The sequence below is a fragment of the Streptomyces gelaticus genome, from assembly GCF_014649535.1.
GTDB lineage: Bacteria > Actinomycetota > Actinomycetes > Streptomycetales > Streptomycetaceae > Streptomyces > Streptomyces gelaticus.
Map to the genome: position 1 here is coordinate 54,585 of NZ_BMTF01000021.1, position 25,738 is coordinate 80,322.

At 70.0% G+C, this 25,738-nt stretch carries 18 protein-coding genes and 1 pseudogene; 6 read left to right on the forward strand and 13 right to left on the reverse strand.

The features are described from left to right. Positions 1 to 3 precede the first annotated feature (3 nt). Positions 4 to 663 (forward strand): TetR/AcrR family transcriptional regulator, encoded by a 660-nt coding sequence (locus tag IE107_RS25900; protein ID WP_189546744.1) that lies wholly within the window; start codon positions 4 to 6, stop codon positions 661 to 663. A 59-nt stretch (positions 664 to 722) separates the two neighbouring features. Here the strand turns inward: IE107_RS25900 and IE107_RS25905 are convergent, their stop codons facing one another. After that, complete coding sequence (locus IE107_RS25905) at positions 723 to 1,328, reverse strand: YdbC family protein (protein ID WP_189546745.1); 606 nt, start codon at positions 1,326 to 1,328, stop codon at positions 723 to 725. A gap of 89 nt (positions 1,329 to 1,417) precedes the next feature. Between IE107_RS25905 and IE107_RS25910 the strand changes: the two are divergent. Both IE107_RS25910 and IE107_RS25915 read left to right on the forward strand, forming a co-directional pair. Then, positions 1,418 to 2,259: pseudogene (locus IE107_RS25910) on the forward strand (DUF1152 domain-containing protein). A gap of 54 nt (positions 2,260 to 2,313) precedes the next feature. Further along, a complete protein-coding gene (locus IE107_RS25915; protein WP_189546746.1) occupies positions 2,314 to 2,850 on the forward strand; it encodes a TerD family protein in 537 nt (178 codons plus the stop codon). Between the two features lie 96 nt (positions 2,851 to 2,946). On the opposite strand, the gene IE107_RS25920 is transcribed toward IE107_RS25915, so the two are convergent. The 5 genes from IE107_RS25920 to nrdR all read right to left on the reverse strand — a co-directional run bounded on the left by IE107_RS25920 (position 2,947) and on the right by nrdR (position 10,067). Continuing rightward, on the reverse strand, positions 2,947 to 5,343 hold the full coding sequence (locus tag IE107_RS25920; RefSeq protein ID WP_189546747.1) for an ATP-binding cassette domain-containing protein: 2,397 nt from the start codon (positions 5,341 to 5,343) through the stop codon (positions 2,947 to 2,949). A 132-nt stretch (positions 5,344 to 5,475) separates the two neighbouring features. Continuing rightward, complete coding sequence (locus IE107_RS25925; RefSeq protein ID WP_189546748.1) at positions 5,476 to 5,886, reverse strand: VOC family protein; 411 nt, start codon at positions 5,884 to 5,886, stop codon at positions 5,476 to 5,478. Positions 5,887 to 5,891: 5 nt separating this feature from the next. Then, positions 5,892 to 6,341 carry a helix-turn-helix transcriptional regulator gene (locus IE107_RS25930; RefSeq protein WP_189546749.1) on the reverse strand — a complete coding sequence of 150 codons (450 nt, stop codon included), beginning with the start codon at positions 6,339 to 6,341 and terminating at the stop codon, positions 5,892 to 5,894. Positions 6,342 to 6,499: 158 nt separating this feature from the next. After that, positions 6,500 to 9,394: a vitamin B12-dependent ribonucleotide reductase gene (locus IE107_RS25935; RefSeq protein ID WP_189546750.1), complete on the reverse strand. Its 2,895-nt coding sequence runs from the start codon at positions 9,392 to 9,394 to the stop codon at positions 6,500 to 6,502. Positions 9,395 to 9,554: 160 nt separating this feature from the next. Continuing rightward, entirely contained in the window at positions 9,555 to 10,067 is a 513-nt protein-coding gene (gene nrdR / locus IE107_RS25940; RefSeq protein ID WP_189546751.1) for a transcriptional regulator NrdR, read from the reverse strand. 523 nt (positions 10,068 to 10,590) lie between these two features. Here nrdR and lexA point away from each other — a divergent pair. Then, positions 10,591 to 11,385 carry a transcriptional repressor LexA gene (gene lexA, locus IE107_RS25945; protein ID WP_072488421.1) on the forward strand — a complete coding sequence of 265 codons (795 nt, stop codon included), beginning with the start codon at positions 10,591 to 10,593 and terminating at the stop codon, positions 11,383 to 11,385. Positions 11,386 to 11,466: 81 nt separating this feature from the next. On the opposite strand, the gene IE107_RS25950 is transcribed toward lexA, so the two are convergent. The 5 genes from IE107_RS25950 to IE107_RS25970 are packed head-to-tail and all read right to left on the reverse strand — an operon-like array spanning position 11,467 to position 19,530. Continuing rightward, positions 11,467 to 13,437, reverse strand: a complete 1,971-nt coding sequence (locus IE107_RS25950) for an ATP-dependent DNA helicase (protein ID WP_189546752.1) — start codon at positions 13,435 to 13,437, stop codon at positions 11,467 to 11,469. Between the two features lie 38 nt (positions 13,438 to 13,475). Beyond that, on the reverse strand, positions 13,476 to 15,371 hold the full coding sequence (locus IE107_RS25955) for an IucA/IucC family protein (protein ID WP_189546753.1): 1,896 nt from the start codon (positions 15,369 to 15,371) through the stop codon (positions 13,476 to 13,478). Between the two features lie 60 nt (positions 15,372 to 15,431). Further along, on the reverse strand, positions 15,432 to 16,196 hold the full coding sequence (locus tag IE107_RS25960; protein ID WP_189546754.1) for a GNAT family N-acetyltransferase: 765 nt from the start codon (positions 16,194 to 16,196) through the stop codon (positions 15,432 to 15,434). Positions 16,197 to 16,240: 44 nt separating this feature from the next. Beyond that, a complete protein-coding gene (locus IE107_RS25965) occupies positions 16,241 to 18,121 on the reverse strand; it encodes an IucA/IucC family protein (protein ID WP_229867249.1) in 1,881 nt (626 codons plus the stop codon). 29 nt (positions 18,122 to 18,150) lie between these two features. Continuing rightward, positions 18,151 to 19,530, reverse strand: coding sequence for a diaminobutyrate--2-oxoglutarate transaminase family protein (locus IE107_RS25970; RefSeq protein WP_189546755.1), 1,380 nt, complete (start codon positions 19,528 to 19,530; stop codon positions 18,151 to 18,153). Positions 19,531 to 19,857: 327 nt separating this feature from the next. Here IE107_RS25970 and IE107_RS25975 point away from each other — a divergent pair, with 327 nt between their 5' ends. Together IE107_RS25975 and IE107_RS25980 are read left to right on the forward strand one after the other, a co-directional pair. Next, positions 19,858 to 21,078, forward strand: a complete 1,221-nt coding sequence (locus IE107_RS25975) for a trypsin-like serine peptidase (RefSeq protein WP_189546756.1) — start codon at positions 19,858 to 19,860, stop codon at positions 21,076 to 21,078. Between the two features lie 275 nt (positions 21,079 to 21,353). Then, on the forward strand, positions 21,354 to 22,523 hold the full coding sequence (locus IE107_RS25980; protein WP_189546757.1) for a trypsin-like serine peptidase: 1,170 nt from the start codon (positions 21,354 to 21,356) through the stop codon (positions 22,521 to 22,523). An 87-nt stretch (positions 22,524 to 22,610) separates the two neighbouring features. Here the strand turns inward: IE107_RS25980 and hflX are convergent, their stop codons facing one another. Both hflX and IE107_RS25990 read right to left on the reverse strand, forming a co-directional pair. Beyond that, a complete protein-coding gene (gene hflX, locus IE107_RS25985; RefSeq protein WP_189546758.1) occupies positions 22,611 to 24,131 on the reverse strand; it encodes a GTPase HflX in 1,521 nt (506 codons plus the stop codon). Positions 24,132 to 24,275: 144 nt separating this feature from the next. Continuing rightward, positions 24,276 to 25,730: a M1 family metallopeptidase gene (locus tag IE107_RS25990; protein ID WP_189546759.1), complete on the reverse strand. Its 1,455-nt coding sequence runs from the start codon at positions 25,728 to 25,730 to the stop codon at positions 24,276 to 24,278. Positions 25,731 to 25,738 lie beyond the last annotated feature (8 nt).

Sequence of the window (25,738 nt, forward strand, 5' to 3'; positions counted from 1 at the left end):
CAATTGACTGGGCAGAGATCCGCCCCGGAAGCCGGCCCGCCGGAACCCCCGCTCGCCCCGGGCACTCGCCGTCCCGGCGGCAGAACCGCCCGCACCCGAGCGGCGGTCCGTGACGCCGTCCTCACCGGCCTGGCGGAGCACGGCTACCCGGGCCTCACCGTCGAGTACGTCGCGGAGCACTCCGGCATTCACAAGACGACCCTCTACCGCCGCTGGGGAAACCTCGAAGGGCTCGTCGCGGACGCCCTGGAGCTGGCCGGGGAGGACAGCTGGGCCCCACCCGACACCGGAAGCGTGGAGGGAGATCTGCGCGCCCTGGCGCGGATGACGGCGGCCTCCTTCGAGGATCCCACCGCAGCGGCCGCACCGACCGCGTTCATCGCCGCGGCCTTCCAGTCCGAGCGTGCCGCGAAGGCGCTGAACGCCTTCTACACGGAGCGGTTCGCCCGCTGCGAGGTCGTCGTCGCGCGCGCTGTCGCCCGGCACGAGCTGGACCGGCGCACGGACGCGGGAGCGCTCGTACGGGCCGTGGTCTCGCCCCTGTTCCTCGGACTGTTCATCACCCGCGAGTCCGTGGACGGGGCGTCGGCCGATCGGTCCGCCGACGCGGCGCTGGCAGCCGCCCGCGCCGGAGTCTTCAACTCCCCTGCCGAATCCGCCTGATGGGCCGCCCGGAGCGCCCCCGGATCATCGGCCCGGCCGTACCGCTGCGGCCGGGCCGGTCACACCGTCCACGACGGCTCCAGCTGCACGACGTCCCCCGCCAGCTCCGCCACGTCGTCCTCGGTCTGCGCCCGCTGCGACAGGCGCTCGATGCTCCCCGCCCGGTACTTGCCGCGCTCGGCGCTCGACTGCCACATCGACAGCACGAGGAACTCCTGCCCCGGCGCCTCCCCGAACACCCCGCGCACCATGCCGGGCGAACCGGCCATCGCCGGATTCCACACCCTCTCCTGCATCAACGCGAAGTGTTCCACCCTGTCCTCGCGCACCTTGCTGTGCGCCACCCGGACCACATCCGCGTCGGTGAAACGCGGCTCGAAGCCGGTCTTCACATCGAAGCGGTGCTCGAAGAGCTTGACCTGGATGCCGCTGTACGTGCCGGACTGGGCAGCGGCCAGGCCGTCGTGCGCGCGTGCCATGAACGAGTCGTAGAAGACACGGTTCTCCCAGAAGGCGAAAATGTGCGCCACATCCGGACGCCCTCGGCTCCAACCGCCGCCCTGCCCCCTGAATCCGGGTTCGCCGAACAGCCCCGCCCACTTCCGCTGCCCCCGTTCGAAACCTCGACGGTCCACCACGGTGCAACGAATCCACTTGACCAGCACCGCGCCATCGTACGGTGCCGCGCGTGGCACGAGTCACGCCCGGACGGAGCAGTCCCGAAGCGGCCGCCGTGAAACGAAGAATGATCTCCATGGTCCCGTTGCACACCAACCCCCTGTTCGCCCGGCCCGAACCCGCGGAACGCGTCCTCGTCGCGGGGGCAGGCGGCTTCGACATCTACGCCGGACTGCCCGTCGCGCTCTCGCTTTTCCACCAGGGCAAGCACGTACAGCTCGCCAATCTGTCGTTCAGCGCCCTCGAAGGGCTGCCCCGCGAATCCCGGCTCGCGCCGGACGTCGCCGTCATCACCCCCGAAACGGCCCTCCACCAGGCGTGCTTCCCGGAACGGACGCTCGCCCAGTGGCTCGGCCTGCACGGCTACCCGAGCACGGTCCACGCCTTCTCCCGCGTGGGGGTGCAGCCGCTGCGCGCCGCCTACCGAACGCTGATCGAGAAGTACGACATCGACGCGGTCGTCCTGGTCGACGGCGGCACGGACATCCTACGAGCCGTGAGGGCGCGCTCTTCGTCGATGCCCGTGGCGCACGCCCAGCACCACACGCCCGACCACCCCGGCATCGTGAACGGTCGATCGCCGCCGCCGTCCAAGGAGCCTTCGGGGACGTGCGGTTCACCTCGCGCACCCGTGGCAGCGAACTGTTCATCAACCAGCTGATGACGCTCTGCTTCGCCTTCGAGCTGGAGGGCCTGGCCCGCAACTGCCGCTACCTCGACCGCATCGAGGACACCCACCTCATCCGCCAGGTCAGCAGCGCCATCGAGATCTTCCGGGACGAGGTCCGGCAGCGACCGCCGCGCCGCATTCCGCACGGACCCCGGCAGGCCGCCCCGGCACGGGGCTTCGTGGCCCGATTCCATCGCCGAGAACCAAGCCGGTTGGACCTACGGTCGGTTACGGACATGATCGGGTGATGTGAACGGCCCGACAGCCCGACGGCCCGGCGGAAAGCCAGGGAGGCAACTCCGATGAGCACACCCAACAAGGACATCGACAAGGTCGAGGTCAGACTCAAGTGGGACCCCAGCCCTTCGGGTGCGCCGGCCCACGACCTCGACATCATCGCGGCGACGTACCTCGCCGAAGCGCCGTACGGCAGCCCCGCGTACCTGGTGCACTTCGACAGCCGCTCGCCGGACGGCACGATCAATCTCAACCGTGACAGCAGGACCGGCCAGGGGTTCGGTTTCGACGAGGTGATGACGCTGGAACTGGAGCGATTGCCGGCCGCGTACACCCGGGTCGTCGTCGGGGTCGCCATCCAGCAACGCGACGGCCGCAAGACGTTCGGCGAGATAGCGAACACCGGTGTCCAGGTCCGCGAGGGCTATACGAACCTGGCGGAGGACGACTTCTCGGCGGTCGGCGCGGCCACCGCGGCGACCGTGGCCGAGTTCGTCCGGAGCGCCTCCGGGGCCTGGGAGTTCCACCGCACGGTCCGGGGCTTCGACGGCGACCCCGAATCGTTCGCCGCGACGATGGGAAGCCGCACGCCCGGCACCTGACCCGTCAAAGGCGTGCGGTCCCGTAGGAGCATCGCGGGAGCGCGGCCTTCGGGGCCTCGCGCGGCCGTGGCATATCGCCCGCGCGAGGCCCCCCGGTCAGGCCCCGACGTACTGCGCGAGATGTTCGCCGGTGAGGGTGGAGCGGGCGGCGACGAGGCCGGCGGGTGTGCCCTCGAAGACGATCCGGCCGCCGTCGTGACCCGCGCCCGGCCCCAGGTCGATGATCCAGTCGGCGTGCGCCATGACCGCCTGGTGGTGCTCGACGACGATGACCGACTTGCCGGAGTCGACGAGCCGGTCGAGCAGACCCAGCAGTTGCTCGACATCGGCGAGGTGGAGGCCGGTGGTCGGCTCGTCGAGGACGTACACCCCGCCCTTCTCGGCCATGTGGGTCGCCAGTTTCAGCCGCTGCCGCTCGCCGCCGGACAGCGTGGTGAGCGGCTGGCCGAGGCTGAGGTAGCCGAGCCCGACGTCGCTCAGCCGCTCAAGGATCCTGTGCGCGGCCGGTGTGCGCGCCTCGCCGGCGCCGAAGAACCTCTCGGCCTCGGTCACCGACATCGCGAGCACCTCGCTGATGTCGCGGCCGCCGAGGTGGTAGCCGAGCACCGATGCCTCGAACCGCTTCCCCTCGCACTCCTCGCAGGTGGTGGCAACGCCCGCCATCATCGCCAGGTCGGTGTAGATGACCCCGGCGCCGTTGCAGGTCGGACAGGCACCCTCGGAGTTGGAGCTGAACAGCGCCGGCTTCACACCGTTGGCCTTCGCGAACGCCTTGCGGATCGGGTCGAGCAGTCCGGTGTACGTCGCCGGGTTGCTCCGCCGCGAACCGCGGATGGCTCCCTGGTCGACCGAGACCACATCCACGCCCGCCGGAATCGACCCGTGCACGAGTGAGCTCTTGCCGGAGCCCGCGACGCCGGTGACGACGGTCAGCACGCCGAGCGGGATGTCGACATCGACGTGGCGGAGGTTGTGTGCCGTCGCGCCGCGGATCTCCAGCACCCCGGTGGGCTCGCGCACCGTCTCCTTGACGTCCGCCCGGTCGTCGAGATGACGGCCGGTGATGGTGTCGCCGGCCCGCAGCCCCTCGACGGTGCCCTCGAAGCAGACGGCGCCGCCCGCCGTACCCGCGCCGGGGCCGAGGTCGACGACGTGGTCGGCGATGGCGATCGTCTGCGGCTTGTGCTCCACGACGAGCACCGTGTTGCCCTTGTCCCGCAAGCGCAGCAGGAGATCGTTCATCCGCTGGATGTCATGGGGGTGCAGACCGATGGTGGGCTCGTCGAACACGTAGGTGACATCGGTGAGCGAGGAGCCGAGGTGACGGATCATCTTGACGCGCTGCGCCTCGCCGCCCGACAGCGTGCCCGACGGCCGGTCGAGCGAGAGGTAGCCCAGGCCGATCTCGACGAACGAGTCGAGGGTCTGCTGGAGCGCGGCGAGCAGCGGCGCCACCGACGGGTCCTCGAGGCCGCGCACCCACTGCGCCAGGTCGTTGATCTGCATCGCGCAGGCATCGGCGATGCTCAGCTTCTTGATCTTCGACGAGCGGGCTTCCCGGCTGAGCCGGCTGCCCTCGCACTCTGGGCAGGTAGTGAAGGTGACCGCCCGCTCCACGAACTCCCGGATGTGCGGCTGCAACGCCTCCTTGTCCTTGGACAGGAAGGACTTCTGGATCTTGGGGATCAGCCCCTCGTAGGTGAGGTTGACGCCCTCGACCTTCACCTTGGTCGGCTCCCGGTGAAGGAAGTCCTGCATCTCCTTCTTGGTGAACTCCCGGATCGGCTTGTCCGGGTCGAGGAGGCCCGACTCGGCGTACACCCGCACGGTCCAGAAACTGTCCGACTTCCAGCCGGGGATGGTGAACGCGCCCTCGGAAAGCGACTTGGAGTCGTCGTAGAGCTGGCTGAGGTCGATGTCGGAGACCTTGCCGCGGCCTTCGCAGTGGGTGCACATGCCGCCGGTGCGGGTGAAGGTCCGCTTGACGGTCCTGGTCCGGTCGGCGCCGCGGTCGACCTTGAAGGCACCGCTCGCCTGGACCGAGGCGACGTTGAAGGAGAACGCCTGGGGGGAGCCGATGTGCGGCTTACCCAGTCGGCTGAAGAGGATGCGCAGCATCGCGTTGGCGTCGGTGGCCGTGCCGACCGTGGAGCGGGGGTCGGCGCCGAGGCGCTGCTGGTCGACGGTGATCACGGTCGTCAGTCCGTCGAGCACGTCGACCTCGGGCCGCGCGAGGGTCGGCATGAAGCCCTGCACGAAGGCGCTGTACGTCTCGTTGATCAGCCGCTGCGACTCGGCGGCGATGGTGCCGAACACCAGTGAGCTCTTGCCGGAACCGGAGACGCCGGTGAACACCGTCAGCCGGCGCTTCGGGATCTCGATGCTGACGTCCTTGAGGTTGTTCACGCGCGCGCCGTGCACGCGGATCAGATCGTGGCTGTCGGCGGCGTGCGGCGCAGGCGACTGCGGGTCCGTCCTCTTCGCCATGCTCATCGTTTCTCCCTCTGTCGGGCGGAGCCGCGCTCACGGTCTCCGTCTGCGTCGCCCGGCTCGCCGTCCCGGGCGTCGAGCGGTACGTCCGGTTCTCCTCCGTCCGTGCGGCTCGTGGCCGCATCGCCGGACGTTTCAGCGCATCTCGTTGATGCGGATGAGATTGCCGGCGGGATCGCGGAAGGCGCAGTCGCGGATCCCGTACGGCTGCTCGGTCGGCTCCTGGACGACCTCTGCGCCGCCGGCCCGGAGCCGGTCGAAGGTGCCGTCGAGATCGTCGGTGGCCAGGGTGATGATGGCGTAGGTGCCCTTGGCCATCATCTCGGTGATGGTGCGCCGCTCCTCCTCCGTGACGCCGGGATCCGCGGCCGGCGGGTGCAGGACGACGGACGCGCCGGGCCGGCCGGCGGGGCCGACCGTGATCCAGCGCATCCCGCCGAACCCGACGTCCTTGCGGATCTCGAAGCCCAGGATGTCGCGGTAGAAGGCCACGGAGGCATCGGGGTCGTCGTGCGGGAGGAAACTCGAGTGAATCGTGATGTCCATGGGCGTCACGCTAGATCGCGGCCCGGTGACCACGCTTCTCGATTCCTGATCGGTCTGGTGACCTGCTTCGCCACGCAGGACGGCATCCCCACCGTCGCACGCGCGGCCTCACGCCGGTAGACGCTGGGCGGCATCCCCACCAGCTCCGCGAAGCGCGTGCTGAAGGTGCCCAGTGACGAGCAACCGACCATGAAACAGACCTCGGTGACGCTGAGATCACCGCGCCGCAGCAGCGCCATCGCCCGCTCGATGCGCCGCGTCATCAGATATCCGTACGGCGACTCGCCGTACGCCTGCCGGAACGCGCGGCTCAGATGCCCCGCCGACATGTGCACGCCACGAGCCAGTGCCTCGACGTCCAGCGGTTGGGCGAACTCCCGGTCGATCCGGTCACGGACACGGCGCAACCGCGCAAGGTCGCGCAAGCGCTGCGCCTCATCGGGTCTGCTGGTCACCTGCGAGATGGTGCCACACCGCGGGAACCACCGCGCGCCGGCCCGGGACCGCACCACCGCGAAGGGCGCCGACCGGAAGTCGGCGCCCTTCTTGAGCTGCGGTTCAGCTACCCGGACAGATCATGCGGCGCATCGCTCTCCGCGCCTCGGGCAGCTGGTCAGCTGCAACCGCTGGTCGAGCCGCAGCCCTCGCAGATGTAGCAGGATCCGGCGCGCTGCATCTTCGTGCCGCAGGAGAAGCAGAGCGGCGCGTCCGCGCTGATGCCCAGCTGCATCTCGACGAGCTCCGCCGAGGTGTGCGCGGTCTTCGGGGCGGGCCGCTCCGCCTCCTGCACCGCAGCCACCGCCTTCAGCGGCTCCGTCCGCACCGGGGCGGACTGGGCCAGGCTCTCGATGTCCAGCTCCTCGTCCTCGAGGGAGGGCTCGTACGAACCCGTGTCGAGGTGGCGCTGACGCTCCTCGGCCGAGTGGATGCCGAGCGCCGAGCGGGTCTCGAAGGGCAGGAAGTCCAACGCGAGGCGGCGGAAGATGTAGTCGACGATCGACTGCGCCATCCGCACGTCCGGGTCGTCCGTCATGCCGGCCGGCTCGAAGCGCATGTTGGTGAACTTCGAGACGTAGGTCTCCAGCGGGACGCCGTACTGCAGACCGACCGAGACGGCGATGGAGAAGGCGTCCATCATGCCCGCGAGGGTGGAGCCCTGCTTGGACATCTTCAGGAAGACCTCGCCGAGACCGTCGTCAGGGTAGGAGTTGGCGGTCATGTATCCCTCGGCGCCGCCCACCGTGAAGGAGGTGGTGATGCCGGGACGGCCCTTGGGCAGGCGCTTGCGGACCGGGCGGTACTCGACGACCTTCTCGACCGCGGTACGGATGGTCTCCTCGGCCCTGGCGGTGACCGCCTCCTTCTCCTTCTCCTTGGTCTTCGCGGAGAGGGGCTGGCCGACCTTGCAGTTGTCGCGGTAGATCGCAAGCGCCTTGACACCCATCTTCCACGCCTCGAAGTAGACCTCTTCGACGTCCTCGACAGTGGCCGTCTCCGGCAGGTTCACCGTCTTGGAGAGCGCGCCGGAGATCCACGGCTGGATCGCGGCCATCATGCGCACGTGACCCATCGCGGAGATGGACCGCTCGCCCATCGCGCAGTCGAAGACCTCGTAGTGCTCGGTCTTCAGACCGGGGGCGTCGATCACATTGCCGTGCTCGGCGATGTGGGCGACGATCGCCTCGATCTGCTCCTCCTGGTAGCCCAGGCGGCGCAGGGCCTGCGGGACGGTGCCATTGACGATCTGCATCGAGCCGCCGCCGACCAGCTTCTTGAACTTGACCAGGGCGAGGTCGGGCTCAAGACCGGTGGTGTCGCAGGACATCGCGAGACCGATGGTGCCGGTGGGCGCGATGACCGAGGCCTGCGCGTTGCGGAAACCGTTCTTCGCGCCGAGGCGGACGACATCCTGCCAGGCCTCCGTCGCGGCGGCCCAGATCGGGTTGTCCAGGTCGTCCATGCGGACGGCCGCGGCGTTGGCGTCGGCGTGCTGCTTCATGACGCGCTGGTGCGGCTCGGCGTTGCGGGCGTAGCCGTCGTACGGGCCGACGACCGCGGCGAGCTCGGCGGAGCGCTTGTACGAGGTGCCGGTCATCAGCGAGGTGATGGCACCGGCGAGGGCGCGGCCGCCGTCACTGTCGTAGGCGTGGCCGGTCGCCATCAGCAGGGCGCCGAGGTTGGCGTAACCGATGCCGAGCTGGCGGAAGGCGCGGGTGTTCTCGCCGATCTTCTGGGTCGGGAAGTCGGCGAAGCAGATGGAGATGTCCATCGCGGTGATGACCAGCTCGACGACCTTGGCGAAGCGCTCGGACTCGAAGGACTGGTTGCCCTTGCCGTCGTCCTTGAGGAACTTCATCAGGTTCAGCGAGGCGAGGTTGCACGAGGTGTTGTCCAGGTGCATGTACTCGGAGCACGGGTTCGAGCCGTTGATCCGGCCTGACTCCGGGCAGGTGTGCCAGGCGTTGATGGTGTCGTCGTACTGGATGCCCGGGTCGGCGCACGCCCAGGCCGCCTCGGCCATCTTGCGGAAGAGAGCCTTGGCCTCGACCTCTTCGATGACATCGCCGGTCATGCGGGCGCGCAGCCCGAACTTGCCGCCGGACTCGACGGCCTTCATGAACTCGTCGTTCACCCGGACCGAGTTGTTGGCGTTCTGGTACTGGACGGACGTGATGTCGTCGCCGCCCAGGTCCATGTCGAAGCCCGCGTCGCGCAGGGCGCGGATCTTCTCCTCCTCCTTCACCTTGGTCTCGATGAAGTTCTCGATGTCGGGGTGGTCGACGTCGAGGATGACCATCTTGGCCGCACGCCGGGTGGCGCCACCGGACTTGATCGTTCCGGCGGAGGCGTCGGCACCGCGCATGAAGGAGACCGGGCCGGAGGCGTTGCCGCCGGAGGACAGCAGCTCCTTGGAGGAGCGGATACGGGAGAGGTTCAGGCCGGCGCCGGAGCCGCCCTTGAAGATCATGCCCTCTTCCTTGTACCAGTCGAGGATCGACTCCATGGAGTCGTCGACGGCCAGGATGAAGCAGGCGGAGACCTGCTGCGGCTGAGGCGTTCCGACGTTGAACCAGACCGGCGAGTTGAAGCTGAAGATCTGGTGCAGGAGGGCGTAGGCCAGCTCGTGCTCGAAGATCTCGGCGTCCGCGGGAGAGGCGAAGTAGCCGTTGTCCTCACCGGCCTTGCGGTACGTCTTCACGATCCGGTCGATGAGCTGGCGCAGACCGGTCTCGCGCTGCGGGGTGCCGACGGCCCCGCGGAAGTACTTGCTGGTGACGATGTTGACCGCGTTCACCGACCAGAAGTCGGGGAACTCGACGCCACGCTGCTCGAAGTTGATCGAGCCGTCGCGCCAGTTGGTCATGACGACGTCACGGCGCTCCCACGCCACCTCGTCGTACGGATGTACGCCGGGGGTGGTGTGGATGCGCTCGATGCGCAGCCCCTTGCTCGACTTGGCTCCCTTGGCTCGGGAACCTCGTGCCGGGCCGCTCGCCGTCTCTGTCATGCCGCCTCCCATATGTGGGCAAAAACACCCTGGAGTGCCCAGAACTTCCCGGGGCACAGTCTGTCTCTGATGCCTCGGGCGCCACGCAGAGCGCCCGGAGCAGGTCTATGAAGCCGCCCTGCCGCCGATCCACGGAACCGTGTCGGCCGGCCGGCGCCGATCAGTCGGCGGTGACGGCGGGAACGGGGAGCTCAACGATCCCGCCCTTCCCGCGCTCCTCCGCCGAAGGCCGCCGCTCACGGAGTTCCGCGATGGCCGCCTCGAAGTCTTCGAGTGTGTCGAACGCCCGGTACACGGACGCGAAGCGCAGGTACGCGACGAGGTCGAGTTCCTGCAGGGGGCCGAGGATGGCCAGGCCCACGTCATGAGTGGTCAGTTCGGCACTGCCGGTGGCACGCACCGCCTCCTCGACCCGCTGGCCGAGCTTGGCGAGGGCGTCCTCGGTGACCGGTCGCCCCTGGCACGCCTTGCGCACGCCGGAGATGACCTTGGTGCGACTGAAGGGTTCGGTCACACCGCTGCGCTTCACCACCATCAGCGAGCAGGTCTCCACCGTCGTGAAACGGCGGGAGCAGTCGGGGCACTGGCGGCGGCGTCGGATCGACGTGCCGTCGTCGGTGGTGCGACTGTCGACGACCCGGCTGTCGGGGTGCCTGCAGAAGGGGCAGTGCATGGCTCCCAACCCTCCTTCACAGCACGACTCAATAGCCTCTCCAAGGCCCGTCAGGGCCCTGCGAAGCTGTCACAAGCATAGGCGATGGCCACACCCTCGGCGGACCGGGGACCACAACTTCTGGGCGGCTGGAACAATCCAACCACTAGATCTTGGGTTTGGTCGCGCATTCGGCCCTACCGCGTGTCGCGCTGAACCAGCGACCGGCAGGCAGCGTACGGCCGCCCACGAGGTTACGGGAACCATCTGGCCGCCAGGATTGCGGGGCTCTCCTTGTCGGACCCGCACAACGGCCTCACGACCACCCCCGCGTGGCGGCACCGCCATGCCGGCGGCTACCGTAAAAGCCCGAATTGCGGGTCGGCCCGCAGCTGGATTCCCGGCCACTCAGCCATCGCACATACACCTGATAGAGAACACACGGCAGACTTTTATTCGTTTTTCACTCGAACGTGTGTTTGGCGCAACCTTTCGAAAGCTACTACCGTTGTCCAGCTAGGGAGACCATTCGAGAGGGGCCGACGTGACCACCACCGCAGACAGTGCCACCATCACTGCCCAGGACCGCTCCCAGAGCCGTTTCGAGCCGGTGCATGCCATGAATGACTCAGTCACGAACATGGAGGGGCCGGAGCCCGCGCGCCCAGCGCGCTCCTTGCCCGGACGACCTCCTGGAATCCGGGCGGACAGCTCCGGGCTCACGGACCGGCAGCGGCGAGTGATCGAGGTGATCCGGGACTCCGTGCAGCGGCGCGGATACCCGCCCTCGATGCGGGAGATCGGCCAGGCGGTGGGCCTGTCCAGCACGTCCTCCGTCGCCCATCAGCTGATGGCCCTGGAGCGGAAGGGTTTCCTGCGCCGCGACCCCCATCGCCCGCGGGCGTACGAGGTCCGCGGTTCGGACCAGCCCAGCTCGCAGCCCACCGACACGACGGGCAAGCCCGCGGCGTCGTACGTGCCGCTGGTCGGCCGGATCGCGGCCGGTGGCCCGATCCTCGCCGAGGAGTCCGTCGAGGACGTCTTCCCTCTCCCCCGCCAGCTCGTCGGCGACGGCGAGCTGTTCGTGCTCAAGGTCGTCGGTGACTCGATGATCGAAGCGGCCATCTGCGACGGCGACTGGGTCACCGTGCGCCGCCAGCCCGTCGCGGAGAACGGCGACATCGTGGCGGCCATGCTGGACGGCGAGGCCACCGTCAAGCGCTTCAAGCGGGAGGACGGCCACGTCTGGCTGCTCCCGCACAACTCCGCGTACCAGCCGATCCCGGGCGACGAGGCGACGATCCTCGGCAAGGTGGTGGCGGTACTGCGGCGGGTGTGAAGCCCGCCGCTTCCGACCGGGCCCCGGGATCCACTGCGCCGATCCCGGGGTCCTGCCATGCCGTCGGTCGCCCGGGGCGGGCTACTCGCCGTCCGCCTTGGCCGCCGCATCGATCGCCGCGAGTGAGCGGCGCGCCTGATCGCGGTCGGTGGTGTACCAGAAGTCGGGCAGCGAGGCGCGCAGATAGCTGCCGTACCGGGCGTTGGCCAGACGCGGATCGAGCACGGCGACCACACCCTTGTCACCCGTGGCCCGGACGAGCCGGCCGGCGCCCTGGGCCATCAGCAGCGCGGCATGCGTCGCCGCGACGGCCATGAAGCCATTGCCGCCCGCCTCCTCGACCGCCTTCTGGCGCGCGCTCATCAGCGGATCGTCGGGACGCGGGAACGGGATCCGGTCCATGACCACCAGCTGGCAGCTGGCCCCCGGCACATCGACGCCCTGCCAGAGCGACAGCGTGCCGAAAAGACACGTCTCGGGATCGGCGGCGAAATTCTTGATCAGCTCGCCCAGCGTCTCCTCGCCCTGCAACAGGATCGGCTTGTCCAGCCGGCCCCGCAGCTCCTCCGCGGCGGCCTGGGCCGCGCGCATCGAGGAGAACAGCCCGAGGGTGCGTCCGCCCGCTGCCTCCACGAGCTCGGCGAGCTCGTCCAGCATGTCGGTACGCGAGCTGTCCCGCCCCGGCGTGGCCAGATGCCTGGCGACGTACAGGATCCCCTGCTTCGGGTAGTCGAACGGCGAACCGACGTCGAGCCCCTTCCACTGCGGGAAGTCGTCACCCGCGGTGCCTTCGGGAGCCAGACCGAGCGACGCGCCCACCCCGTTGAAATCCCCGCCGAGCTTGAGCGTGGCCGAGGTCAGGACGACGGACCGCTCGGTGAAGAGCTTCTCGCGCAGCAGCCCCGAGACGGAGAGCGGCGCGACCCGCAGGGAGGCACCGAAACGGTCATGGCGCTCGTACCAGACGACGTCGTACTCCGAACCCTGGGTGATCCGCTCCGCGACGCCGTGGATCGTCTCCACCGATGCCAGGGCCTGCTTGCGCACGGCGTCCTCGTCCTGGACGGACTTGTCGCGCGTGTTGCCCAGGGCCGAGATCACGGTGCGCGCGGCGTCGCGCAGCGCCAGCAGTGCGTAGCCGAGGTCCTCGGGGACCTCTTCCAGGCGGCCGGGAAGCGCCAGCTCCATCACCCGCTCGAACCCTTCCGACGCGGTCTGCAGCGCGTCGGCGGCCTTCTCGTTGACCAGCTTGGCCGCGCGGCGCACCGCGCGGTTGACCTGGCCGGGGGTGAGCTCGCCGGTGGCCACCCCGGTGACCCTGGAGACCAGCTCATGGGCCTCGTCGACGATCAGCACCTCGTGCTGCGGGAGCACCGGGGCGCCCTCGATGGCGTCGATGGCGAGGAGGGCGTGGTTGGTGACGACGACATCGGCGAGCTTGGCCCGCTCGCGGGCCAGCTCGGCGAAGCACTCCGCTCCGTACGCGCACTTACTGGCGCCCAGGCATTCACGGGAGGAGACGGAGACCTGTGCCCAGGCGCGGTCGGAGACCCCGGGGGTGAGGTCGTCGCGATCGCCGGACTCGGTCTCGTCCGACCAGTCCCGGAGCCGGAGCAGATCCTGGCCGAGTTTGCTCGACGGGGCGGCGGCCTCGAACTGGTCGAAGAGCCCCTCCTCCTCTTCCTGCGGCACTCCCTCGTGGAGCCGGTGCAGGCAGAGGTAGTTCGACCGGCCCTTGAGCATGGCGAACTGGGGGCGCCGGCGCAGCAGCGGATGCAGGGCGTCGACCGTGCGCGGAAGGTCGCGCTCCACGAGCTGACGCTGGAGCGCCAGTGTCGCCGTGGCCACCACCACTCGCTCCCCGTGGGCCAGCGCGGGCACCAGGTAGCCGAGCGACTTTCCGGTGCCGGTGCCGGCCTGGACGAGAAGATGGGAGTTGTCGTCGACGGCCTCGGCAACGGCCCCGGCCATGGCGGCCTGGCCTGGTCGTTCCGTACCGCCGACGGCGGTCACGGCGGCGTGCAGGAGCTCGGGGAGGGATGGCTTCGTCATAGCGCGACCAGCGTACGGGGCCCCACTGACAACAGCGGTCACTCCCGGACTCCGGCGGAGGCGTGGAGGGGGTTGGGAACGCTCCCGTGGATGGCCGCGTGCGGGCGCTGGGGACGGTCCCGGTAGCCGTCGACGTGCAGGCGGTTGCGGTTCAGACAGAGGCGTTCGATGCGTGGTTTCAGCAGGTCGAACATCTCGAACCGCTCCTTGAGCTCGGGGAAGCGGGCGTGGTGGCGCAGGATCTCGGCGCGGACGAGTGTCCAGAAATCGTTCTCAGGAACCCCGAGCTGCTCCTCGCAGAGCGGGGACAGGAAGCGGAACACTCCGATGAACAGTCCGGCGTGGATGAACTGGGGAAGAAAGGAGGGTTCCTCGGTGAGCAGGACGCGGCGTACGTCCTCGGGCATCGAATCGTGCTCCGGCAGCGGCCGGGCGCTGACGTTCACGTCGTCGACGAAGTCCTTGATCGCCAGGCGCACCGGCACGTCCTGGTCGTCGAAGACCACGATGGCGTTCTCGCCGTGCGGGGAGAACACCGTGCCGTACCGGTAGAGGAAGTGCAGCAGCGGCGGCAGCAGGGCGGCGAAGAGGCGGGTCAGCCAGACAGTGGGGGTCAGTCCGGAGCGGGCGACGAGCTCGGCCGTGAAGGCGCGGCCCTGCGGATCGGTGTGGAGCAGCGAGGCCAGGGTCCGGGCCCGCTCGCCGGGCGCGAGCCGGGGCTGGAGAGGTTCGCGCCAGATCGCGCCGAGGATCTCCTTGAACTGGTACGGGGCCTCGGGGAGGCGGTCGTACAGCGGGTGCTCGACCGCCACCGAGGCCACCTCGCCGAGCAGGATGACCCGGCAGGTGTCTCGCAGAAAGGCGTCCTGGTCGCGCAGTCCGTGGACCCAGTCGGTGACGGCAGGGGCCGCGAGGGTGCGCTCGGTCGGCAGTCCCCGCCAGACCAGTGTGTTGAGGATCGACAGGGGCAGCTTGACGGTGTGCCGGTCGGGGCGGGCCACGTTGCTGAAGGTGCGGATGGACTGCTGGGGCAGCCTGAGGTCCGCGTCGGCGTGCAGCGGAACGATGTCACCGGCAGCGATGGCGGGGGCGAAGGCCGGAATGATCCATTCGTCCCACTGCCAGGGGTGTACGGGAAGGCAGAGATAGCCGGCCGGGTCGAGGCCGCGCGCGCGGAGCACGGCGGCGAAGGAGTCACGGACCGACGGGTCGAGTTCCTGTGCGTACAGTTGTTCCGGTCCGGCGAGGCGGGCCACTCCGCGGTAGGCGGCGATCCTCGTGGAGACCGCGATCCACGGCAGCGTGAGGGGCTTGCGGGCCTCAGGGGTGTGGCGCGAGGCGTCGGCGGCGGAGAAGCCGAGGCGGCCCTTGTTGGCGACGAGCCAGGGGTGGCCGGTCTGGTGCCCCTCCAGCTCGGCGTAGTCGAGATCTGCCAGCCGGGCGGCGGGGAACGCGGTGTGGTCGAGCCGGGCGTCGGCGGTGAGAGTGGTGGTGATCTCACGGATGAGGTGGCCGAGGGTGGCGCCGTCGATGCCGAGGAGCCGACGGGCGCGTACGAGGAACTGGAGGGGATCGCGGAAGGGAACGGGCTCGGTGTTCCCGCCGTCCGGCTGCCCGCTGTGGGGCCCCGCGCCGACCGGTGCTCCGGAGGTGCTCCCGGGCGTCGCCAGGATGGAGTCCGGGGCGATGCGCCAACTCCCGTACACGCCCCGCCGGGCACGGAAGCTGAGGGTTCCGCCGTCGTCGAGGCAGAGGGTGTACGTATCGCCTCCGTCCTGCGCGGCGGGCTCGACGACTTCCTCATAGGCGAACTGGGCGAGCATCTTCGCGAACAGCCGGACGGCGGCCCGGTCCCAGACCGCCCGGTTCAGTTCTGGCGTGCTGAGCAGCTCGGTGGACTCCGCTGCGTCATGGCTCTCGGGATATTTCGGCACGGGGACTCCTCGGGATGGAACCGATGGGGTTCGAGCGGTGTGAGTTGGGCGGCAGTTCGTTCACAGCTGGGCACGAAGGGTTCGGTCGCGGACCATCAGGGCGGCTCGTTTGTCGGGGAGTTCGAGTTCCGCGGAGAAGCGGAAGCCGGCACTCAGGAAGGCGGAGACGGACGGGGTGTTGCGGAGGTCGGGTTCCGCGACCACGCGGGCGCACCGGGGGCGGTTGTCGAGTACGAGGTCGGCGACGGCCCGCAGCAGGGTGGTGCCGAGGCCGCGTCCGCGGTTGTTCACGCCGCCGATGAGCAGGTGGATCCCGGTGTCGTGCGGACGCGCCGGATAGTGGCGTGCCAGCGGGTCGAGATCCGCGCGGTAGATCTCCCAGTAGCTCATGGGGACGCCCGCCAGCACGCCGAGGCAGGGGACGCTGCGTCCGTCGCCGTCGAGTTGGGCGCGCAGATGGACGGCGGTGACGGCTTCGGGTCCGGCGAGTCCCCAGAAGGCCGCGACCGCCGGGTCGTTCATCCAGCGGCTCAGTACGGCGAGGTCGCGTTCCAGTCGCACGGGCACGAGCTGGAGGACGCCGGCCGGGGTGGTGACCGGCCGCCAGTCAGCGGGGCGGTCGAGCAGATCGGAGGAGGCGGCCCCGCTCACGGTCGGCCGCGCGCCTGTCGCCTGGCCCGCATCGCTCCCGGTGTCCGGGGGGTCCTCCCCTAGCAGGGCGAGGAGCTCATCGGGGAGCTCCAGGTCCAGGGTGTCCTCGGCACCTGCGTCGGCCGGTGGGGCAGGGCCGCTGCCCGGGTCGGTGTCCGCATCGGCGGTAGCCACGGTATCGCGCTCCTCTCGGCGGTTCAGGCGGTGGTCATGTTCCCTCAGGCGCACAGGGGGTTGGCAATAGTGACGTAGACGGACTGGGTGTCGACGGGGCCGACGAGTTCGTCCAGGCCGTGCATACGGGTCAGCAGATTGGCCTTGCACCGCAGCTGGGGCTCTTCCAGCAGGCGGGCGGGGAGCGGGGAGCCCAGGGCGGCGGCCGAGCCGAGGAACCGGCGGAAGGCCGCGACGAGTACGCGTTCGTCGGCGAGGTGCTGGGCGCCGAACGCCCCGATCAGGCCGAACACGTTGTTGATGCCCAGGTAGTAGGCGAAGCGTTCGTCGGTGACCGCGTCGGAGACGAAGGTGTCGCTGACCGATCCGATGCCGGGGAGCCGGTGCTCCAGCGCCGCGCGGTGGGACTCGCGGAAGTAGTAGCCCTGGTTGTCGCGGTACCGGCCGCCGACCGGCCAGCCCCCGGGGCCGAGCAGCACCAGGGTGTTCTGCTGGTGCGCTTCGAGGGCCACGCCCGCGTGGCCGTCGAGCCAGAGCACGGGGCGCACGACGCGGTCCAGGTAGCGCAGGAACCACTCGATGGCGACCGCGCCCATGGTCCTTCCGGTGACGGCGGCCAGTGAATGGACGATCTCGGCGAGGCGCGAGCGCATGTCCGTCCTGCCCGGCGTCGGGCGCGGGGCGGTCAGGGCCGCGATGCAGACCGCGTCGTCGTGCGGTCCGAAGGGGTTGTGGCGGAGCATCACGTCGAGGCCCTGCACGGGTTCGCCGTCCGGGCCGTCGACGGCGAGCCAGGCGGGGTCGCGGACGATGTCGAAGCCCGGATGGACGGCGTGCCACTGCGTGGCGAGCCCGCTGCGGAGCAGCCGGTGGACCTCCACGCCGCGGTGGAGTTCCTTGCGGAGGTTCTCCCGGCGGGAGTTGGTGATGCGTACGCCGAGGGAGAGCTTGAGCATGATCTCGGCGCCGGGCCGGTGCACAGTGCGGACCGAGGAGGTGGGGTGCCAGCGGCCACCGTGCGGTCCCAGGTCATGGAGGAGTCCGGCGTCGAGCAGGACGGCCACCTCGGGGCGGTGTGCGAGCTCGCGGGCCTGCCAGGGGTGGAGCGGAATCGGTGCGGTGTTGTCGGGGAGGCGCAGCCCCTCGGCGTGGGAGATGAGCAGCTCGGTGGCCGCGACGGGACGGCCTTGGTCGGTCCAGGCGGAGTCGGTGGCCAGCACGGACCGGTCGACGGCCATCCAGTTCAGCGGGAAGGAGCCGTGCGACTCGGGAGAGTAGAGGCGGGACTCGGCGTCGGAGAGCCCTTCGCGGCTCTTGGGGGTGGGGTGGAGCGGGTGTCCGAACAGCAGCGACTGCTCCGCGGTGAGGAAGAGGTCCGCATCCGCCGGGGCGTGGGGGGCGCGACGCCGTTCGGCGATGAAGCCGGCGGTGCGCCGTACCGAGTCGGCCACCCGGGCCACCATGTCGGCGCCCTCGTCGCGGTCGGCCTCCCGGCCCAGGAGGGCGGCGATCGTCACGGCGTCGGCGGGCCGCGCTCCTTCGGGTGCCCCCTCCAGGACGGGCGGGCCGAAGCGGTGGCAGCCCGTGGCCGACCAGTAGAGGACGGGGACGAGCAGGGCCGTTCCGCTGGCGGGGAGGGGGATCCGCAGCGTGCTGCCGTCGGGGCCGGGTTGGCCGGTCTCCCGGACCCAGCAGCGCAGCAGATTCTCCGCGCCCGCGGTTTCGGCGGCCCGCAGCGGGTCCGGGTGGTCGAGCGGGTCGGCCGTCGCCCCGCCGGTGGCCGCGGAGTCCGGGGTGTACCGCTCGTCGGGCGGTGCGGTCATCTGGCGCGGCACGGTGGACTGTTCGACGGCCAGGGGGCCGGCGAGCGGCTGGGTGAGGGGAGAGCCGGCGGCCTGGGGCGCGGGGGTGGGGGTGGGGTTCACGGCGGTCTTTCTTGTGAAGGTGTCCGGGGTCAGCGGATCGACCCGGTCGTGATCCGGCAGTGCGGCAGCCGTTCGGCGGCTGCCAGGGCGTCGGCGAGGCGGTCCACGACCGCTGTTGCCTGTTCGTCGGTGAGGGTGAGGGGAGGCAGGAGGCGTACGACGGTGGAGTGGCGTCCGCCGAGCTCGACGATGAGTCCCCGGCGCAGGCACTCCTGCTGGACGGCGGCGGCCAGGGCGGGCGCGGGCGGGGGCTCGGGGCCGTCACCGGGGGCGGTGGCCTCCGGGTCGACGAGCTCGATCCCGATCATCAGGCCCCGTCCGCGCACGTCGCCGACGACGGGGTGGTCGGTGGCCAGCGCCTGGAGGCGGGCGAGCATGCGGGCGCCGAGGGTCGCGGCGCGTTCGGCGAGACGGTTCTCCCGTACGAAGGCCAGGGTGGCCGTGCCCGCCGCCATCGCGAGCTGGTTGCCCCGGAAGGTGCCGGCGTGGGCGCCCGGCTGCCAGGTGTCGAGTTCGGAGCGGTAGACGATCACGGCGAGCGGGAGGGAACCGCCGATCGCCTTGGAGAGCACCATCACGTCGGGCACGACCCCGCTGTGTTCGATCGCCCAGAAGGCGCCGGTGCGGCCGACGCCCGTCTGGACCTCGTCGGCGATCAGCGGGACGGAGCGGTCCTCGGTGATCGCGCGCATCCGGCGCATCCAGCTGTCGGGGGCGGGGTTCACACCGCCCTCCCCCTGGACCGGTTCGAGGATCATCCCGGCCGGTGCCGCTGTGCCTGCCTTGGGGTCGTCCAGGAGGTTCTCGGTCCAGCGGGCGCTGAGCTCCGCGCCGCGCTCGCCGCCGACGCCGAAGGGGCAGCGGTAGTCGCGCGGGAAGGGCAGCCTGGTCACCCGTACGTCCTCGGCGCCGCCCGATGCGGCGAGGGCTCCCTCGGTCATCCCGTGATAGGCGCCGGTGAAGGCGAGCAGGCCGCTGCGGCCGGTCGCGCCGCGGACCAGCTTGAACGCCGCCTCGACCGCGTCCGTGCCGGCAGGTCCGCAGAACTGGATCCGGGCGTTGTCGGCGAACCGCCGCGGCAGGGTGGCGAACAGCTCCGTGGTGAAGGCGTCCTTGACCGGGGTGGCGAGGTCGAGCACATGCAGTGGCGCACCCGAGTCGATGACCTTCTTGATCGCCTCCAGGACGACCGGGTGGTTGTGGCCGAGCGCCAGGGTGCCGGCTCCGGAGAGGCAGTCGAGATACCGCCGCCCGTCCGCGCCCTCGATGGTCAGTCCACGGGCCCGCACGGGCACGATCGGCAGGGAACGCGCATAGGTCCGGGCGGCGGATTCGCGCAGGGACTGGCGGCGCAGGATCGCCTCGTGCACCGCCGGTGCTGCCACCGGGGCTGGTTCGGTCAAGGCCACGGCTGTAGGTCCTCCCGCTGTAACGGTTGCATTGCACATCAGTACGTCGGTGCGTGGACGGAGTGCGGGGTTGAACGTCGTCCCCGGGTCCCTCGCACGTACCAACGACGCCGGGCGCGGCGGATCACGGGGAATCCGAAGATCCTTGCGGAGGCGGAACCACGGACCTGCCGCTCACCGTCCCCAACGGCACCGGCATAGTGGGGGCCGCACAGGACCCCGGACAGCTGTCCGGGAGTCAGCAGGGTGTTCGGAGCAGGTGGCTCGGAGCAGTACCGCAGTGCAGTACAGAAGTGTTGAGTTACGAAGTCCCAGGGGGATCACCACATGCGACTCATTCGACCGGTTCTCGCCGCACGCCGGGGGAGGGCGGGCCGCCGGCCCTCGTCGGTGCTCGCCGTGGCCGCGGTCGGCGCGGTTCTCGCGCTCACCGCCACGGCCTGCGGGCCCGAGGAGAACAACGCGAGTGACAATCCGAGCATCCCCGCCGACCAGTCGTCGGACGGCAAGATAACGATTCCTGACGACCTGAAGAACCGGCTCAAGGAACACGGGATCGACCTCGACCAGTGGAAGAACGGCGAGTGGAAGAACTGGGACAGGGACAAGTGGCTGCGTGAGGCCAAGGACTTCGTCAACCCGATCATCGAGGACCTGTGGGACCCGGACCGGATGCGGGACGCGGACCAGTCGCCCGAGAAGCCGGTCGACAACGACATCTCGGGTGACGAGGGCGTGACGGACCCGACGCCCGCACCGGTCCGGGCCGCGGGCGTCCAGACGCCGTACCACACCAATGCCGCCGAGTCGGGGAAGCTGCTCTTCGACGGCCCCGAGGGCTCCATGGTCTGTTCCGCGACCGTGGTGAAGGACCCGGCGCACCCCGGGAAGTCCAACCTGGTGTGGACCGCCGGGCACTGTGTGCACGCGGGCAAGAAGGGCGGCTGGTACCGCAACATCGCCTTCGTGCCCTCGTACAACAACCAGGGCCTTTCCCTGACCCAGCTGAAGAAGGCGACCAAGCAGGAGATCGCTCCCTACGGCGTGTGGTGGGGCACCTGGGCGCAGACGTCCGACCAGTGGATCTCGCAGGGTTCCTCGACGGGCGGACTGGGCGCGCCGTACGACTTCGCGGTGCTGCACGTGGCGCCGGAGAAGGGCTCGACGGGCAAGTCCCTGGAGGAGACGGTCGGTTCCGCGCTGCCGGTCGAGTTCAACGCCCCGGCCGTGCCGAAGATCGACAGCATGACGGCGACCGGCTTCCCGGCCGCTCCGCCGTACGACGGCCAGAAGGCGTTCCAGTGCGTGGACGGGCCGGGCCGGCTCTCGCTGACGGCGCAGGACCCGACGATGTACCGCATCGGCTGCACCATGACCGGCGGTTCCTCGGGCGGTGGCTGGGTCGCGAAGGGACAGGACGGCAAGCCCGCACTGGTCTCGAACACCTCCATCGGGCCGGTGACCGCCGGCTGGCTGGCCGGGCCGCGGTTCGGCAAGGAGGCCAAGGGCGTCTACGAGTCGGTCAGCAAGAAGTACGCCGGACAGTGACGAGGGACCGTCACCCGGCCTGTCCCGGTGACGGACGACGATCCCGGTGACGGCTCATCAGGGGCCCCTGGCGCGGAAGTTGAGCGCCGGGGCCCCTTTCCGTGATCCCCCGCGCCGCCGGCCGGCCGTGCCCCGTACGGGCCGCGCCGCCGTGTCCCGGAGCACGTCGGGGAGCGCCATGGGGTGGGGCCCTGCATCTTCGGTGGCCGCTGGTCCGGCCACCATCTTTATGACACGTTCATGGCAATTTCGGAAGTTCAGGGGGAACCCTTCCCATGCGATCCATACGTCCGGTGCTCGCCGCAACCGGACTCGCCGCCGCGCTCGCGCTGACGGCCACGGCCTGTGGTCCGAGCGAGGACAACGCGACCGGCAAGGCCGCCGCCGACTCCGCGGGTGGCCAGGAGGCCGGCGGCTCCCTGCCCGGCGGTCTGGCCGAGACGCTGAAGAAGCACGGCGTCGACCCGGAGAAGTGGAAGAACGGCGAGTGGAAGAACTGGGACAAGGACAACTGGCTGCGTGAGGCCAAGGACTTCGTCAACCCGGTCATCGAGGGCCTGTGGAAACCCGACCGGATGAAGTCGGCCAAGGACCCGGCGAAGACCATGGCGGCCGGCGACGACTCCGGTGGCCGGGGCGTCACCGACCCGGAGCCCGCCCCGGTGCGGGCCGAGCCCGAGAAGACGCCCTACCACAACTACGCGGCCCCGGTCGGCAAGGTGTTCTTCGACTCCCCCGAGGGCTCGATGGTCTGCTCGGGCACGGTCGTCAAGGACCCGGGGAACCCGGGCCGGTCCAACCTGGTGTGGACCGCCGGCCACTGTGTGCACGCCGGTTCGGAGGGTGGCTGGTACCGCAACATCGTCTTCGTGCCCGCGTACAACGACAAGGGCAAGTCCGCCGCCGCCCTGAAGAACGCACAGCCCCGGGAGATCGCCCCGTACGGCGCGTACTGGGCGGACTGGGCGACGACCTCCGGGGAATGGCCGGCCGACGGCGGCCCCACCGGGGGCGAGGGCGCCCCCTACGACTACGCGGTGCTGCACGTGAAGCCGGAGAAGGGCACCAAGTCGCTGGAGGAGACCGTGGGCAACGCCCTGGCGGTCGACTTCGACGCTCCCGAGATCTCGCAGATCGGCGCCATGGGTGCCTGGGGATATCCCGCCGCTCCCCCGTACGACGGCCTGATCATGCACAAGTGCGTCGACCGCCCAGGGCGGTTCTCCATCAGCCCGAGCACTCCGGCGATGTACCGCATCGGCTGCACCATGACGGGTGGGTCGTCCGGCGGCGGATGGTTCAGAAAGGGTGGTGACGGCAAGTCCGTGCTGGTCTCCAACACCTCCATCGGGCCGGTGACCTCGGGCTGGCTCGCCGGTCCCCACCTGGGTCCGGGGGCGAAGGACGTCTTCACCACGATGAGCGAGAAGTTCGCCGGCCACTGATGTCCACCGGCACCCCGCTGAAGGCCGAAGGCCTGCCCCCGGTCGGGGGCAGGCCTTCGGCCTTTGCTGAGGCTCGCCGCGCCGCGGTCAGTGCGCCACGGGGACGAACGAGGAGAGCTCGGCAGCCAGTTCCTCGTGCACCCGCGCCTTGAGCAGGGTGCCCTCCGACGTGTGCTCCTCGGAGATCACCTCGCCCTCGGCATGCACCCGGGAGACGAGTCCGCCCTGGATGTACGGCACGAGCGCGTCGATCTCGACCGACGGCCGCGGCAGCTCGGTGTCGATGAGCGCGAGCAGCTCCTCGATACCGGCACCGGTGCGCGCCGAGACCGCGATCGCGCGCTTCTCGATGCGCAGCAGTTGCTGGAGCACCAGCGGATCGGCGGCGTCCGCCTTGTTGATCACCACGATCTCGGGCACGTCCACCGCACCCACTTCGCGGATCACCTCGCGCACCGCGGCGAGCTGCTCCTCCGGCGCCGGGTGCGAGCCGTCCACCACGTGCAGGATCAGGTCGGACTCGCCGACCTCCTCCATGGTGGAGCGGAACGCCTCGACGAGGTGGTGCGGCAGATGCCGTACGAACCCGACGGTGTCGGCCAGGGTGTAGAGCCGGCCGCCCGGCGTCTCGGCCCGGCGCACGGTCGGGTCCAGGGTGGCAAACAGTGCGTTCTCCACCAGGACGCCCGCACCGGTGAGCCGGTTGAGCAACGAGGACTTGCCCGCGTTGGTGTAGCCGGCGATGGCGACCGAGGGCACCTTGTTGCGCTTGCGCTCCTGGCGCTTGATCTCGCGGCCCGTCTTCATCTCCGCGATCTCCCGGCGCATCTTCGCCATCTTCTCGCGGATCCGGCGCCGGTCCGTCTCGATCTTGGTCTCACCGGGGCCACGGGTGGCCATGCCGCCACCGCCGCTGGAACCGCCGCCGCCCATCTGACGGGAGAGCGACTGACCCCAGCCGCGCAGCCGCGGCAGCATGTACTGCATCTGTGCCAGCGAGACCTGCGCCTTGCCCTCTCGGGACTTGGCGTGCTGGGCGAAGATGTCGAGGATCAGGGCGGTCCGGTCGACCACCTTGACCTTGACGACGTCTTCCAGGTGAATCAGCTGGCCGGGACTGAGCTCACCGTCGCAGACGACGGTGTCGGCCCCCGATTCGAGGACGATGTCGCGCAGCTCCAGCGCCTTGCCCGAACCGATGTAGGTGGCCGGATCCGGCTTGTCGCGGCGCTGGAAGACGGCGTCGAGCACCTGGGCACCCGCCGTCTCCGCCAGTGCGGCCAGCTCCGCGAGGGAATTCTCCGCGTCACGCACCGTCCCCGACGTCCAGACACCGACCAGCACCACACGCTCCAGGCGCAGCTGTCGGTACTCGACCTCGGTGACGTCTTCGAGCTCGGTGGAGAGCCCGGCCACACGCCGCAGCGCGGCGCGTTCGGAGCGGTCGAACTGCTCGCCGTCCCGCTCTCCGTCGATCTCGTGGCTCCAGGCGACGTCCTCTTCCATCAGGGCGTCGGCCCGAAGGCCCTCGGTGAGGCTTTCGGTGACATTCTCCGTAGCGCTCTGCGCATCCTGCGCGTCCTGGGGAAGGGAAGAAGAGGAGGTCATTGGATCCTTACGTCGTTGGAAGTCCGTTACATCAGTCACAACGCGTGACCCCTTCCGATGATTCCCACCGTCGGGAATCTCCGGTCCGGCCGCCGCGGCGACCCGTCGATAGTGGCACGGCCGCGCCTCACCAGTCACCCGGGTTTATCGCTGTGCGGCGGGTACGGTGCTGCGCCAGTCCGGGTGCCCCGGCATCGGCGGGGTCTTCTCCCCGTACAGCCAGCCGTCGAGGAACGAGGTCAGATCGCGGCCCGCGGTCCGGGAGGCCAGCCGGACGAAGTCCTCGGTGGTGGCGTTGGAGTCCCGGTGCTCGCGCACCCAGCTCCGCTCCAGCCGGTCGAAGGCGCTCGCACCGATCTCCTGGCGCAGCGCGTAGAGGATCAGGGCGCTGCCGTCGTACACCACCGGCCGGAACAGGCTGATCTTCCGTCCGGGGTCCGGGGCGTCGGGGCGGGCCGGCGGGCCGCCGGCCGCGCGCCATCCGTCGGACCTGATGTAGGCCTCGCGCATCCGGCGTTCCAGCGGCTTGTCGGCGTGCTCCTCGGCGTAGCGGGCCTCGTACCAGGTGGCATGTCCTTCGTTGAGCCACAGATCGGACCAGTTCTGCGGGGAGACGCTGTCGCCGAACCACTGGTGGGCGAGCTCGTGCACCATGATCGAGTCGAGGTACCACTCGGGATGGTCGGTCCTGGTGAACAGGGACCGTTCGAAGAGCGAGAGCGTCTGGGTCTCCAGCTCGAAGCCGGTTTCGGTGGCGGCGACGAGCAGTCCGTATGTCTCGAAGGGGTAGCGGCCGACCTGCTGTTCCATCCACTCCAGCTGGGCGGGTGTCTTGCTGAGCCGGGGTTCGAGGCGCTTCCGGTCGGCGGCGGGCACCACGTCGCGCACCGGCAGTCCGTGCGGGCCGGTCCGGCGCAGGACGGTGGAACGCCCGATGGAGACCTGGGCCAGTTCGGTGGCCATGGGGTGCTCGGTCCGGTAGGTCCAGGTGGTGTCGGCGCCGCGCCGGGCCGTACCGGCGGGCAGTCCGTTGGCCACCACGGTGAGGCCCTTGGGCGCGGTGACCCGGAAGGTGAAGTACGCCTTGTCGGCGGGGTGGTCGTTGCTCGGGAAGACCCGGTGCGCGGCGTCGGCCTGATTGGCCATCGCCAGGCCGTCGGCGGTGCGCAGCCAGCCGCCGTTGTTCTGGTCGCCGCTGGGGTCGCTGGTGTGCCGGACGGTGATGCGCAGTGGCACCCCGGCGGGGAGCCGGACCGGTGGCTCGATGACCAGGTCCTCGTCCTTGACTGCGAAGTCGGCCCGCAGACCGTTGACTTCGACCGCGCGGACGGTGCCCCGGGTGAAGTCGAGGTTGATCCGGTCGAGCGGTTCGGTGGTCCGGGCGTCGATCCTGGTGACGGCGTCCAGCGGCTTGCTGTTGTCGCCGTGGTAGGTCAGTCCGATGTCGTAGGCGCGGACGTCGTACCCGGGGTTGCCGAGATGAGGGAAGAGCGGATCACCGATGCCGAGCGGCACGGGTGAGGGAAGGGTGGCTGCGACGAGGGCGGCTGATGCGGTGGCCAGCAGAGCGGCCCGCAGACGGCGGGAGATGAACGGCATGGACTACC